At 46.3% G+C, this 13348-nt stretch carries 12 protein-coding genes and 1 pseudogene; 7 read left to right on the forward strand and 6 right to left on the reverse strand.

Annotated features, from left to right (window positions below; genetic code table 11):
- The first annotated feature begins 2 nt into the window (after nucleotides 1-2).
- The 5 genes and pseudogenes from Q1A23_RS13365 to Q1A23_RS13385 all read left to right on the forward strand — a co-directional run bounded on the left by Q1A23_RS13365 (nucleotide 3) and on the right by Q1A23_RS13385 (nucleotide 4822).
- A complete protein-coding gene (locus tag Q1A23_RS13365; RefSeq protein WP_299824127.1) occupies nucleotides 3-446 on the forward strand; it encodes a DoxX family protein in 444 nt (147 codons plus the stop codon).
- A gap of 683 nt (nucleotides 447-1129) precedes the next feature.
- Nucleotides 1130-2887, forward strand: a complete 1758-nt coding sequence (locus tag Q1A23_RS13370; RefSeq protein ID WP_299824129.1) for a M14 family metallopeptidase — start codon at nucleotides 1130-1132, stop codon at nucleotides 2885-2887.
- Nucleotides 2888-3179: 292 nt separating this feature from the next.
- Nucleotides 3180-3311 (forward strand): annotated as a pseudogene (locus tag Q1A23_RS13375) (SulP family inorganic anion transporter); the annotation flags it as partial.
- Between the two features lie 184 nt (nucleotides 3312-3495).
- Entirely contained in the window at nucleotides 3496-4167 is a 672-nt protein-coding gene (locus Q1A23_RS13380) for a carbonic anhydrase family protein (protein ID WP_299824131.1), read from the forward strand.
- Complete coding sequence (locus Q1A23_RS13385; RefSeq protein WP_299824132.1) at nucleotides 4142-4822, forward strand: TetR/AcrR family transcriptional regulator; 681 nt, start codon at nucleotides 4142-4144, stop codon at nucleotides 4820-4822. The genes Q1A23_RS13380 and Q1A23_RS13385 overlap by 26 nt, the downstream gene beginning before the upstream one ends.
- Before the next feature lie 191 nt (nucleotides 4823-5013).
- Here Q1A23_RS13385 and Q1A23_RS13390 read toward each other — a convergent pair whose 3' ends face one another.
- On the reverse strand, nucleotides 5014-5808 hold the full coding sequence (locus tag Q1A23_RS13390; RefSeq protein WP_299824133.1) for a PhzF family phenazine biosynthesis protein: 795 nt from the start codon (nucleotides 5806-5808) through the stop codon (nucleotides 5014-5016).
- A gap of 118 nt (nucleotides 5809-5926) precedes the next feature.
- On the opposite strand from Q1A23_RS13390, the gene Q1A23_RS13395 reads away from it, so the two are divergent.
- The gene (locus tag Q1A23_RS13395) at nucleotides 5927-6451 is read left to right on the forward strand and encodes a cupin domain-containing protein (protein ID WP_299824135.1); all 525 of its coding nucleotides are present in this window, start codon (nucleotides 5927-5929) and stop codon (nucleotides 6449-6451) included.
- Nucleotides 6452-6465: 14 nt separating this feature from the next.
- Here Q1A23_RS13395 and Q1A23_RS13400 read toward each other — a convergent pair whose 3' ends face one another.
- The gene (locus Q1A23_RS13400; protein WP_299824136.1) at nucleotides 6466-7092 is read right to left on the reverse strand and encodes an HAD family hydrolase; all 627 of its coding nucleotides are present in this window, start codon (nucleotides 7090-7092) and stop codon (nucleotides 6466-6468) included.
- A gap of 1 nt (nucleotide 7093) precedes the next feature.
- On the reverse strand, nucleotides 7094-7696 hold the full coding sequence (locus Q1A23_RS13405) for a DUF3267 domain-containing protein (RefSeq protein WP_299824137.1): 603 nt from the start codon (nucleotides 7694-7696) through the stop codon (nucleotides 7094-7096).
- A gap of 126 nt (nucleotides 7697-7822) precedes the next feature.
- Here Q1A23_RS13405 and Q1A23_RS13410 point away from each other — a divergent pair, with 126 nt between their 5' ends.
- Nucleotides 7823-8575 carry a DUF2490 domain-containing protein gene (locus Q1A23_RS13410; RefSeq protein ID WP_299824139.1) on the forward strand — a complete coding sequence of 251 codons (753 nt, stop codon included), beginning with the start codon at nucleotides 7823-7825 and terminating at the stop codon, nucleotides 8573-8575.
- Nucleotides 8576-8634: 59 nt separating this feature from the next.
- On the opposite strand, the gene Q1A23_RS13415 is transcribed toward Q1A23_RS13410, so the two are convergent.
- From Q1A23_RS13415 to dnaG, 3 genes are all read right to left on the reverse strand, one after another.
- Entirely contained in the window at nucleotides 8635-9330 is a 696-nt protein-coding gene (locus tag Q1A23_RS13415; protein WP_299824141.1) for a hypothetical protein, read from the reverse strand.
- Nucleotides 9331-9569: 239 nt separating this feature from the next.
- Nucleotides 9570-10817, reverse strand: coding sequence for a bifunctional 3,4-dihydroxy-2-butanone-4-phosphate synthase/GTP cyclohydrolase II (locus Q1A23_RS13420; RefSeq protein ID WP_299824143.1), 1248 nt, complete (start codon nucleotides 10815-10817; stop codon nucleotides 9570-9572).
- Between the two features lie 555 nt (nucleotides 10818-11372).
- Nucleotides 11373-13286, reverse strand: coding sequence for a DNA primase (gene dnaG / locus Q1A23_RS13425; protein ID WP_299824145.1), 1914 nt, complete (start codon nucleotides 13284-13286; stop codon nucleotides 11373-11375).
- Nucleotides 13287-13348 lie beyond the last annotated feature (62 nt).

A 13348-nucleotide genomic window follows, 5' to 3' on the forward strand; every position in this document is an offset into this window, starting at 1 on the left:
TTATGGCAATTCTACGATCGCGCTATACTTACAAAAACCTGGGCTTACTGCTGCTGCGCACAGGTATTGGCTTCATGTTTATACTTCATGGCTGGCCTAAAATGATTGGCGGTCCGGAGCGCTGGGAGGCAATCGGAAGCAACATGGCCTTAGTTGGAGCAGATTTTCTTCCTGTTTTCTGGGGTTTTATGGCTGCCTTTGCCGAAACGGTAGGCGGTACGCTACTGATGCTAGGATTACTTTTCAGGCCTGTATGTGTGCTGCTGTTTGCAACAATGCTTGTAGCCACCATGAAACATGTAACAGGAGGCGATGGTTTTGGCGGTTACTCCCACGCACTTGAAGCGGCCATACTTTTCTTTTCGCTCTATTTTATAGGTCCCGGCAAATATAGCCTCGACAAAGCGCTTCTGCCAGAGAAAAAGAACAGAAGGGTTTACAGTTAGCTACGAACGATATTCTATTTTTAAGCCTTGGCGTAAGCTGAGGCTTTTTGCTTTTATAAACTTCTGATCTATACTTTACTACAGCAATTCTACCTGGCTGCTGGTGCTCCTCGGTGTTGCTTAGCTATACGTATACTTTTTGCTATACTATCTGGCAAAGTGCTTCCTTAGTCTTACAGCCTATACTTTCATTTCTGGCGTTAGTGCCCTCTCAAGCCGGGAGCCCTAGCCTTTGCGCATCGTGCTGCTTACTGAAATCTGCCTCTGCGCTGCCTCACTTCGATCTGCACCGCAACAATAGAAGACCCTCTTTAAAGAGGGCCATACCCCACACAAAGGCTGGAATCGATACTTCTTAGCAAGCAGTCTATCTAAAGAAAACAGCGTATGGACTGGTAATGGCTACTTCCACTCCTCGGAGGGGCTAGGGGTGAGTTTATACTTTTGTAGGGACAAGTCGCGACCTGTTCGTGCCATGGCAGAGGCTATGAAACGAAGGCAGTTACTACAGTAGCTACAAATTCCACGCCTTGCTATGAAGAGTTATGCCCGGTTAATGAGAAATTATTTTTTTCCTTTATTGCTGCAAATCCTGTTTCTGGATACGAACAACCGCCTCCACTACCATTTCTGACCAGAAATAACTAACATTACACACGCTTTACCAAATATCAAGCATAACTATGTTAACCACTCTACTACTGGCGGCGTTGCTAAGCACAGGCGCACCTGCGCAAGGCAACCCCGACCTTAAAACCCCTTACGAAAAAGGAAACGGCAACCAGACTGCCACTTACGACGAAGCCATTGAATGGTACCGCACCCTCGATAAAGTATACGATGAAGTGAAGATGGTACCTTATGGTTACACCGACTCCGGCAGGCTGCTGCACCTGGTAGTGGTATCTACTGATAAAGACTTTGACCCGGCCTCTGTCAGGCAGAAGAATAAGCGTGTACTTCTTATTCAAAATGGCATACACCCAGGCGAGCCAGAAGGAATTGATGCCACCATGATGCTGGTGCGCGATTACCTGCAGGATAAGAAAAAGCGCAAGCAACTGGACAATGTAGTATTGGCGATTATACCGGTATACAATATTGGCGGCTCGCTTAACCGCAACAGCCACACCCGCACCAACCAGAATGGCCCCGAAGAATACGGGTTCAGGGGCAATGCCCGCAACCTCGACCTGAACCGCGACTATATCAAAACAGATTCAAGGAACGCAGCTCTCTTCCACCTGATTTTCCGGGATTGGGACCCTGATGTATTTATGGACAACCATACATCTAACGGTGCCGATTACCAGCACGTGATGACGCTGATTGCCACACAACATAACAAGCTAAACCCCACGCTGGCTGCTTACCTGAAGCAGAAAATGCTGCCTACCCTATACGATGGCATGCAGAAAGATAAATTCCCGATGGTGCCTTATATGAACACAGTAGGCGAAACACCCGAAAAAGGAATTGAGGGCTTTATGGAGTCGCCACGCTATGCCACCGGCTACACAGCGCTATACAACACTATTGGCTTTGTACCCGAAACACACATGCTAAAACCTTTTAAACAGCGTGTGCAGGCTACTTACAAGCTAATGGAGCACATGGTAGAAACGGTACACCGCGATGCCGAAGAGATAGGAAACCTCAGAGCCAAAGCCAAGCAAGAAACATTAACGCAACAGAACTTTGCCCTTAACTGGAAACTCGATACAACCAAAGTTGATAAAATACCTTTCTTGGGATATGCCGCTAAGTACAAACCAAGCGACGTGAGTGGCCTGGAGCGTTTGTACTATGACCGCAAAGCACCATACAGCACCAAAATAAACTACTACGACGAGTTTAAGCCCATTACTACGGTACAAAAGCCCGTTGCCTACATTATACCGTTTGCATGGCGCGAGGTAATCGATCGCCTTAAAACAAATAAGGTGGAAATGAAGCAACTAAAGCGCGACACCACGCTGCAGGTAGAAACCTATTACATAACCGACTATAAAACCAGCCCCCGCGCCTACGAAGGGCACTACATACACTCTGATGTAAAAGTGGAGAAGCGCACCATGCAGCGCCAGTTTCTGCAGGGCGATTATGTGGTGTACCTTAACCAGGCTGCCAACCGCTTTTTAGTGGAAACGCTGGAGCCGCAGGCCATTGATTCATACTTTGCCTGGAACTTCTTCGATTCGATACTGATGCAAAAAGAATATTTCTCAAGCTATGTTTTTGAAGACCTGGCCGCCGAGTACCTGAAAAAAGATCCGGAGCTGAGAAAACGCCTGGAAGAGCGTAAAAAGCAGGACCCTGACTTTGCCAAAAGCGCCCGCGCCCAACTGGATTTTGTTTACCGCAACACGCCTCACTACGAGTTTACACACAATATGTATCCGGTTGGCAGGCTGCTGCAAAACATAAAGCTCCCGCTGTAACTGCTATCCTCTAAAAAATAACAGCAATACGTTTGCGAGATTATTAAAAGGCACAACCTCTGCCTAAAGTATAAAAAGGGACCGCCTGCATGGTGGTCCCTTTTGTTTACTACCTGTAGCCAATCAACTGCAAGTATAAATTCTCTTGCTAACCCACACAGGCATTAATCCTCGTCACTAAAAAATTTCTTGCATATAACAGCTTTATTGTTCTACTTTGAGACTTGATAGTATTACTATCAGTACAATAACTGTTACTATCAAAAATGCGCTATAAGGTCAGCTTTAAAAAATTAAAAATGACTTGCCGGCAGGATTAGTGGTATTCCTGGTAGCTGTACTGCTCTGCCTCGGCATTGTGATGGCGTCTGGTGCTCCGCTTTTCTCGGGTATCATAGCTGGTATAGCAGGAGGTATTGTTTTGCGCACCCTACTCAAAGTACCTGAAGATGGCGAATTAGGAATCGGTTACACCAAGTCGGCTGTTGTTGACCACGATGTAAAGAACCGGTACAAACCAAGAATATAAAACTGACTGTGCACGAGGTATAACAGCAGGAAGTACAGTAGTATCATTATAAAAAACTTAACCCATAACGGATAAAGAAATGAGAACCCAGACCAAAGAAACACAGGCAGAACTAACTCCTCAGAAAGCAATAGAAATACTTTCGGAAGGCAATAAGCGGTTTGTTAGTAACCTGAAAGCCAACCGCAACCTGTTGCAGCAGGTAAACGAAACATCTGAGGGCCAGCACCCCTTCGCCATCATACTTAGCTGCATCGATTCCAGAACATCAGCAGAGCTTATATTTGACCAGGGGCTGGGCGATATATTTAGCGCCAGAATTGCAGGCAACATTGTAAACGAAGACATACTGGGCAGTATGGAATTTGCCTGCAAGGTAGCGGGCTCTAAGCTGATAGTGGTATTGGGCCACTCCAAATGCGGAGCCATAAAAGGTGCCTGCGACCATGTAGAGATGGGCAATTTAACAGGTTTGGTAAAAAAAATAGAGCCATCTGTAAATGCCGTCGAAACGCCAGGAGATAGAAATTCATCAAACCCGGAGTTTGTAGAAAAAGTAGCCGAGGTAAATGTGCACAGAATGCTTGACGAGGTTCAGGAAAAAAGCAGTATACTTCGGGAAATGATTCAGAACGGCGAGATTGGTATAATTGGTGGCATGTATGATGTGGAAACCGGAGCCGTTGAATTTTACGAGCATACTTTTAATATAAAAGAAACAGTTAATGAAGAGCTTGCTGGCAAACATTAAGATAACAGTAGATGAAAAAGTATACCTGAAAGACCCTGAAAGCTCTGAGAAAGGGCAACAGATAATTGAACACGGTATACACTTGATTGATGAACTTGGCCTGGAAGCTTTTACCTTTAAAAAATTAGCTGAAAGAATAGGCACGACAGAGGCCACCATTTACCGTTACTTCGAGAGCAAACACAAGCTGCTGATATACCTTATCTCGTGGTACTGGAATTGGCTGGAGTACAGATTGGTTTTCTCTACAACGAATATCACCTCTGCGAGTGAGCGTCTGAAGATCGCCATTCATATTTTATCCGGAAAGATAGAAGACGATGTGAACTTTGCCCACATCAGCGAAGTGGCGTTGCAACGCATCGTGGTAGCCGAATCAGCTAAAGCATATCTTACAAAAGAAGTAGATGCAGATAATAAAGAGGGCTTCTTTTTAAGCTACAAGCGATTGTGCAAGCGTATTGCAGATATGGTAAGGGAGATAAACCCGGATTATAGTTACCCTGAGTCGTTGGTTTCTACGGTAGCTGAAAGTGCCCATTACCAGATTTTCTTTTCGAAGCACCTGCCCTCTTTAACAAATATAAACGGCGGCAAGCAGCACCAGCTAGAGAAGTTTCTGATAGACTTGGTATTTAAGGCAATTTCAAAGTAAAAAGACTTTGTAAAAAAATAAAAGAGCCACAGGTAATGTGGCTCTTTTATTTTTTATACTGCTTAGCTACTAAAGCAAGTATAGTAGTTTATACTTACAAATGCTCCTACTGCTATACTTAACTGCTGTTGTTTTACCAACAAACCAACGTTGCGCCTAAAATAACTATTACAGGCGCCGCTAAACATACATCAGGCAGGAACTTCTATCTCACCGGTTAAATAAGTTACCGCCTTGCCTGTGATATTTACCCTATCGCCGGCAAGTTCACAGGTAAGTTTGCCTTGCCTTTTAGATAATTGCTTCGCTGTAAGTATGGTTTTATTTAGTTTCTGACTCCAGTAAGGTGTAAGTGTGGTGTGTGCAGAACCTGTTACGGGATCTTCGTTAATGCCTACCTGCGGGCAAAAGAACCGCGAGACAAAATCAACATCATCTCCCGGAGCAGTCACGATAACACCTCTCCCACCGGCACTTTCAATCAACCTGAAATCGGGATTAAATGCCTCAATGTCCTGCTGCTTCTCGAATAACAACATAAAATCTGTTTTGCCTTTGTAAGTGGCTACTGGCGTTTTAGCCAATGCCTCTACTAGCACCTGGGGTGTTTCAATTTGAGCAAGTGTATCCGCCGGAAAGTCAAGCGTCAGCTCATCCCCGTTTTTGCTTACCGCCAGTTGGCCGCTGTTCCGGGACTGCAGGAGTATTTTATCCGTCGGGTGGCCGTAATAGCGGAACAACACATATGCTGCAGCCAGCGTGGCATGGCCGCAAAGATCCACTTCTACGGTAGGTGTAAACCATCTTATTTCGTAAGCATCGGCTACCGGTACTACAAAAGCTGTTTCGGCAAGGTTGTTCTCCATTGCAATTTGCTGCATCACTACAGGCTCAAGCCATGAATCGAGCACACAAACTGCCGCCGGGTTACCACTAAAAACCTTATCTGCAAAAGCGTCTATCTGGTATAGTTTTATTTTCTGCATGTATGTTAACGTATAAGTAGGGCCAGTATTGGCAGCTGCAAAATAGTAAAAATACGGAAGCCTTGTCATAAACATAAAGCCACACTTGCAAGTATAAATCTTAAATATATTCCAAAAAATGAGTGAGCTGTACGCAACTACCTACAAGCTTGTACCCGGCGATAAAATTCCCAACAACAGCAAATTGCCTGTACTTTACTATAAACAGGTTTTGGGTAGCAAAGCCCCCTTTACTGCGCAGTTTAAAGCCGCTTTTGAGAAGAATAACTGGAAGGGCATTTGGGTAAACGGCATCTTTAATTACCATCACTACCACAGCACATCGCATGAGGTGTTGGGTGTAGCAGCCGGCTCTGCTGAAGTTATACTTGGCGGACCAGACGGTAAAGTTTTTAACCTGGAGGCTGGCGACATGGTGGTTTTACCAGCCGGCACCGGACATTGCCTGAAACATGCTTCTCCGGATTTTAAGGTAGTGGGAGCATACCCAAACGGCCAGCAAAGCTACGACATCTGCACCCAAGACACCGACCCTGAAGCTAAAGTAAAAACCATTGCACAGGTGCCCTTACCTGCCCAAGACCCCGTAGGCGGAACAACCGGGCCTTTGGTAGAAATCTGGGGCAGAGCGAAGCAAACGTAGCCTGGCCACAAGTACTACAAAAGCTTTAGGTCAGAGAACGCATCTATACTTTTCACATCAGCAGCTACTGTACCAAAGCCGTAAGCTGCCAGTATAAACGGCACTTGTGCCTTTTGGCTGGCTTCGTAATCGCCGGTGGTATCGCCTATGTATACTGCCTGTTTCATGTTGTTTCGCTTAACCACCTCCACTATGTTCTCGGCTTTAGAAAGCCCCCTGTTACCATAGCAGTCGTGGTCTGTAAAGTAGTGGTGCAGGTTATGGTACTCCAGGAAAGTTTCGATGTAACCGCTCTGGCAGTTGCTCACAATGGCCAGTTTATACTTTCCCTTCAGGTAATCGAGTGTTTCCTTTACCTCCGGGTACAGCTTGCCCCCCTGTTCCTTCAGTCTTTCCATTTCCAGGCGTGCACACAGCTTTTGCAGCTTTTCGCGCTGCTCCCCTTTCATCTCCGGGAAAAGCTTATCGTAAATGGCATCGTAAGGCATTCCGGCCAATCCGCGCACTCTTTCTGCTGTTATGGCAACATCAGTTATGCCGGCTTCGCGCACAGCCTGCTGCCAGGCTGTGGCAATTGCCTGGGTGGAGTCCCAAAGCGTGCCGTCCAGGTCAAATATGATACTATCGTATGTGTTCGTCATGTTATTTATTTTTTACCAGCACGTAGCAGCCAATTTTATCAGGGTGATCCTGCACCAGGTCCTCCTTCTTTTGGTGGCGCAGCATCCAAAGCACCAGCAAGTCGCCGCCGGCAGCTATGGAAAAGAAAAGCCCGAACAAGTAAACGAGGATATTGCCCCATGCCAAGCCAACAATTGCAGGCAGCAGGCCCATTACCAAACCCGGCATTATACCACCAAGTATGTAAGGGCGCAACGGCAGTACTTCGCGGCAATGGCAGTAAGGTGTAAGCATAGCCCAATACACTCCGTACTTTATCGATTTGAGTCCGCGCTTACAGAAAACAGCCCATGTAAAGCCGTGCAGCATTTCGTGCACCACAGCGCCCACTATAAACACGCCCAACATTATAAATGGAGAAAGCATGAGCCAGGTTTTATAAGTGGTTGCCAATACCCTGAGGTTGCCAGCACTAAACTGCTCGGGCCATGCCAGAAGGTAAGCTACCATGTACACCAGCATAATCGGAAGTATAAAGAACAAGGCATACACATTTGCGCTGCCTGCGCTCATGGCTAACTCTACTTTACTATAATTTCCTTTTTCCGTGTCTGCTGCTTCCATACTACTGGCAAAGTACGTTAAAAACTATGCGTGCAAAAAATCAAATTTCTCCTGCTGCTACTGTGGTGGCGTAGAAGTTAGCCAACTGCACTTGTTGTTTTCAAGTATAGATACGATTTTTGAAGTATGAAATTATTCCGCATACATTTTTACCTGTTAAGCTTATCGCTGGGTTTTGCTTTTGCAACTCCCTACAAAGCACTTGCCCAGAACGACCGTGTAAAAGATTATAACCGGAATGGCTGGTACATGTACTTCGGCGACCATAAACTAACCAGCAAATGGGGGCTGCACACAGAAGCACAACTCCGGAGACACAACTGGCTTAAAGACCCGCAACAGCTCCTCCTGAGGGGCGGCCTGAACTATAACCTGACCGAAAGCACTATGTTTACCCTGGGGTATGGTTTTGTGGAGACTTACCCTTATGGTGAGTTTCCGGCTGCCGATGATTTTGTGGAGCACCGCATTTACGAGCAACTGCAATTAAAAGGAAGCCTGGCACGCCTTGGCCTTACGCACCGCTACCGCCTGGAGCAGCGCTGGGTACAGTCGCCGGTTACCTCAGCGTATACTTATCTTAACCGTGCCCGCTACATGCTTCGGGCCACGCTACCTTTAGCAGGCCCAGGTACAGACCCAAAGGAACTCTACTTAACTGCTTACGACGAAGTTTTTATTGGATTCGGGGAAAACGTACAACGCAATATCTTCGATCAGAACCGGGTATATGTGGCGCTAGGCTACAAAATAAACGAAGCCGCCTCTCTGGAAGCCGGATACATGAACCAGATTTCCCAAAAAGCCAACGGCACCGTATTTGAGCATAACCATACGTTACAAGTAGGCCTTACTTATAACCTTGACTTCAGTAAATAAAAAAGGAACTACAGGTACCCAACGTTTTGAGAAAGCTAATTTTAAACCCACCAGCAGATTTAATGGACCTGGCTTGTTGTGTTGGAAATAGTGTTGAAGTAGTTAACAATGGCTATAAGCTCGTGGGGCTTCTCATAATCCAGCTTGTTTAGCTTTACATACGACTTTACATCCTTCGATTTTTTACCGAAAAGCGAATGCAGGTCCTTGCGCAGATTCCTGAGGCTTAATATTTCCCCATCGGGTAGCAGAATGTAATAAAGCTCCTTTACCTGGTCTGTAAACTGGTTGGAGCTGTAGTTGTTAGGATCGTAAAAGTAATTTGAAGCAGCTATGTTACTGCCATCCCGCCTGACGTACGTTTCGCGCATAATCAGCGTGAGCAGGCCCCGGTTCAGTTCCTCAAAAAATGTCGGCTTTTTAAAATCGGAGTAGGCTTTACCCATATCCCAGCGCAACGTCCTGAAAGTATAAGACCTGCCGCTAGGCATTTCCTGGGCTATAAAGTATTCCACATTTACTGGCGATAGCGAACTCATCGTTCCATCTTCATGATGCACATTCACAATATCCTGTGTTCTGTAATAGGTAAGGGCACCATAAAGGGTGTCGCCATCAACCAGTACTACTTTGCCTGTAGGCCACTCCTGCACATCTATAGCAGGCCGAAACTGTGCCAGGCTCACTTCTGGCTTTATACCCAGCCATGCTATCATTACGCACATCAAAACAAGGGATGTAAGTTTGTTTTTCATAGTCTTATAATTAGGTTAAATTGGATATTACTTCACCTGGCTCACGTCCACACATCCTATCCAATTGTAAATCAGTCGCATATACTTTTGTATTCATTTTCTGATAAAAAGTTACACGTTTACCCAGACTAAAACTATGAAATACTAAAAAACCCGCCTGGGGCCATTTTCAGGCACCACAGGCGGGTTAAAAAATTGAACAAACGTAATTGAGCCGCTTGTAGTATGTATTTTTAATTTTATTTAGCTATTGTAGCACTCTTCAATATTTCGTGGCCCAGTTTATCGCGCTTGGTGGCTAGGTACTTTTGGTTATGCTCGTTTGGCACAATCTCAATCGGCACTCGTTCAACCACCTCTAAGCCATAACCCATCAGGCCGGTACGCTTGCGTGGGTTGTTAGAGATTAACCTCATTTTAGATACCCCTAAGTCGCGTAGAATCTGTGCACCTACACCATAATCACGTTCATCCATGCCAAAGCCCAACTCCAGGTTAGCTTCAACAGTATCGCGGCCCTGCTCCTGCAACTTATACGCTTTCAACTTGTTCAGCAGGCCAATACCACGGCCTTCCTGGTTCATGTATACTATTACGCCTTTGCCTTCTTTGTCAATCATGCGCATGGCTTCGTGTAGTTGTGGGCCACAGTCGCAGCGGCAAGAACCGAAAATATCGCCGGTTACGCAAGAGGAGTGCACACGCACCAAAACTGGATCACCTTCTTCCCAGGTGCCTTTTACTAATGCCAGGTGCTTTGCCCCGTTGCTACGCTGTGTAAAGGCATACAAGTCAAAATCACCGTAATCAGTTGGTAACTGCACCGCTATTTCGCGGTCTATCAGGCTTTCGTGCTTCAGGCGGTAGGCAATCAGGTCTTTTATCGAAATAAGTTTCAGGTCGAAACGCTCGGCTACCTTTACCAGGTCAGGCAGGCGCGCCATGGTACCATCCTCGTTCATAATTTCCACCAGAACTCCGGCAGGTGCAAGCCCGGCCAGGCGTGCCAGGTCTACAGAAGCTTCTGTATGACCAGCGCGGCGCAATACGCCTTCTTTTTTTGCCTTAAGCGGGAAAATATGTCCTGGTTTACCTAAAGAGTGCGGGTCTGTGTTGGGATCAACTAAGGCCTGAAGTGTTTTGGCACGATCTGAGGCCGAAATACCAGTAGTACAGCCATGGCCAATTAAATCTACGGATACAGTAAAAGGCGTGGCATGCAAAGCTGTGTTGCGGCCAACCATCAGTTCTAGCCCGAGTTCTTCGCAACGCTCTTCCGTTAACGGGGCGCAAATAAGCCCACGGCCATGCGTTGCCATAAAGTTTACAATTTCTGGCGTCACCATCTCAGCGGCACAAACAAAGTCGCCTTCGTTTTCGCGGTCGTCATCGTCTACTACAATTACCACTTTGCCTTGTCTGATATCTTCGATAGCAGCCTCTATTGAGTCTAATGGTCTGATATCACCAGTTGTATTGATTTCCATACTAGTTATATTGTGCTTGCTTTAAGCGATCCTAAAGCACAGCTGTTGATTTTTTAGTAAAGCGATACAAAAGTATAAAGTTTATACCGCATTCCCTTTTTATTTGAACAACACTTTTAGGATGGATTTAGTTGATATGGGTTGAAATTTGGCTGGTGCTGTGCTCTAACCTCCTTACGTGCGCCAGTACTGATGAGAGGATTAGATATGCAGGATGAGTCTCTGCTCCGGCTCCAACCACCCCTGGCCCCTCCTTGTCCAAGGCGGGGAATCTGTTATTACTCTGGCTCAAGTATAGGCTATGTAGCTTCGGCTTAACCTCCCTTCAACCTAAGATCCTTAACAGGATGACAAATTAGAAAGCAGAGGCTAAAGGAAAGACAGAAGAAGGTGTAAATTAACTTACCCGCTTTGGACTAGTGAAAATGAGATTTGAAACTAGCGAGCAGAACTCTGAGGGACTAGGGGTGATTGGAGCTTATAGTGCGAAAACTAGTGCAGAAACCTGTGCAGTTACTACCTGCTAATTATTATGAAGTCAGTAAAGTCATCATATTACCTGTTCACCACAATGCCAAGCATATCTCCCAGTTGGCTATGCAAACTTTTAAGCATCAGGATGGTATTTAGCTGGCGGTCTTGCTCCTGTGGGTCGGTTACGATGCGTAGCTTTTCCATTTCGGTTTTCATGAGCAACTCCACATTGCGCCATTTTAAGCGTAAAACGGCACGTTCTGCACCATAAGGCAACAAGTCAATCTCTGTAGGCACAAAAATGGAGTGGGTTTCCCAGTTATGGCTGAGTTCGTGTGGGTCCGAAAGCAGGTTTGTAGCCTCTGTCCTGATCTCATTGTCAGGATAATTGATAAAATCTTCGGCAGAGGGCACCACGCTGTTGCACAGTTTTTCTTTGATCAGCTCCATAAAACGGCTGTACAGCGGTGTTCTGAACTCCACATCCTCCAGCTGCTCCAACATATATTGGCAGGTAGTCATTCCTTCCTCCAGCATCCGGTCCGGGTAATTAAGCAGCATCCGCACAATTTCGCGCTCATACCTTTGCAATACATCCGTATCTGATGCAGGTTTTTCAGGCTCTGCCTCTTCCGGAAAAGGCATGCTCTCGAACTCAGGATTACTGGTTTTTGGCTGTTGCCTGTCCTGAAGCTGCATTTTGTTGTACTCCGAAATCAGTACCTGCTCATCGATATCGAAAATGAGGCTACAGCTACGGAAGAATACGGTTCGCTTAATCGAGTCCGGGATTTTGGCAATAGAGGTTACAATCTCGCGTATGGCTTCGGCTTTCCTGACCGGGTTGCCTTTTGCCTCGGCAGCATAAAGGCTCGTTTTGAAGGAAATGAAATCCTGTGAGTGCTCTTTCAGGTAAGCCTTAAAAGCGGTGTCGCCCACTTTCTGGATGTATGAATCCGGGTCTTCACCCTCCGGAAACGTAACTACATCTACGTTCAGGCCATTCTCCAGAATCAGGTCGATGCCGCGCAACGAGGCTTTTATACCTGCCGCATCGCCATCATACAGCACCGTAATATTTTGGGTATACCGCGCTATCAGCTTTATCTGCCCTTCTGTAAGCGAGGTGCCCGACGAGGCTACTACGTTTTCGATGCCGCCCTGGTGCAAAGAGAGCACATCCAGGTAACCCTCCACCATGTAGCACATATCCTGCATGCGCAGCGCCTGCTTTGCCTGGTACAAACCATACAGCACATTGCTTTTATGGTAGATATCAGACTCGGGGGAGTTAAGGTATTTAGGGCTTTTTTTATCGTTCGGTTTAAGAGTCCGGGCACCAAAGCCCACTACCCTACCCGACACGTTATGGATCGGAAACATCACCCGGCCCCGGAAACGGTCATACTTCTTGCCTTCTTCCTTCGCAATGGTAAGGCCGGTCGCCTCCAGGTATTTCTGCTGATAACCTGCTTTTAGGGCCGCATCAGTTAAATCCGTCCATTCGTCTAAACTGTAGCCCAGCTCAAATTTACGGATGGTGTTATTGCTAAGACCACGCTGTTTTAAGTATGATTGCCCTATACCGCCCTGCTCGTGGCTGTGCAGTCGCTCCTGGAAATGCTTGTTGGCAAAATCAGATACGATGAAAAGACTGTCGCGCTCGCTTTGTTCTTTTGCGTACTCAGGTGTGGGGTTGTCTTCCGGCACATCAATGCCATACTTTTTTGCCAGGTACTTCAGCGCCTCCGGAAAGCTGGTGCCTTCCACATCCATGATAAACTGCACCGAGTTACCTGCCTTGCCACAACCAAAGCACTTGTAAATACCTTTAGCCGGCGATACAGAAAACGAAGGAGACTTCTCGTGGTGGAAAGGACAGCATGCCCACAGGTTTTGCCCCTTCTTCTTCAGCGACACAAAATCACCCACCACCTCTGTTATATCGGCTTGGGCTAAAATCTGGTCAACGGTTTCTTTTGGAATCAGGGACATGGGCAAAAGTATAAGCGGATAGCAAAGATAAGGGTTGAATCGTTGAATTGCTGCATTGTTAA

It is taken from the genome of uncultured Pontibacter sp. (assembly GCF_947492645.1).
Classification (GTDB): Bacteria; Bacteroidota; Bacteroidia; order Cytophagales; family Hymenobacteraceae; genus Pontibacter.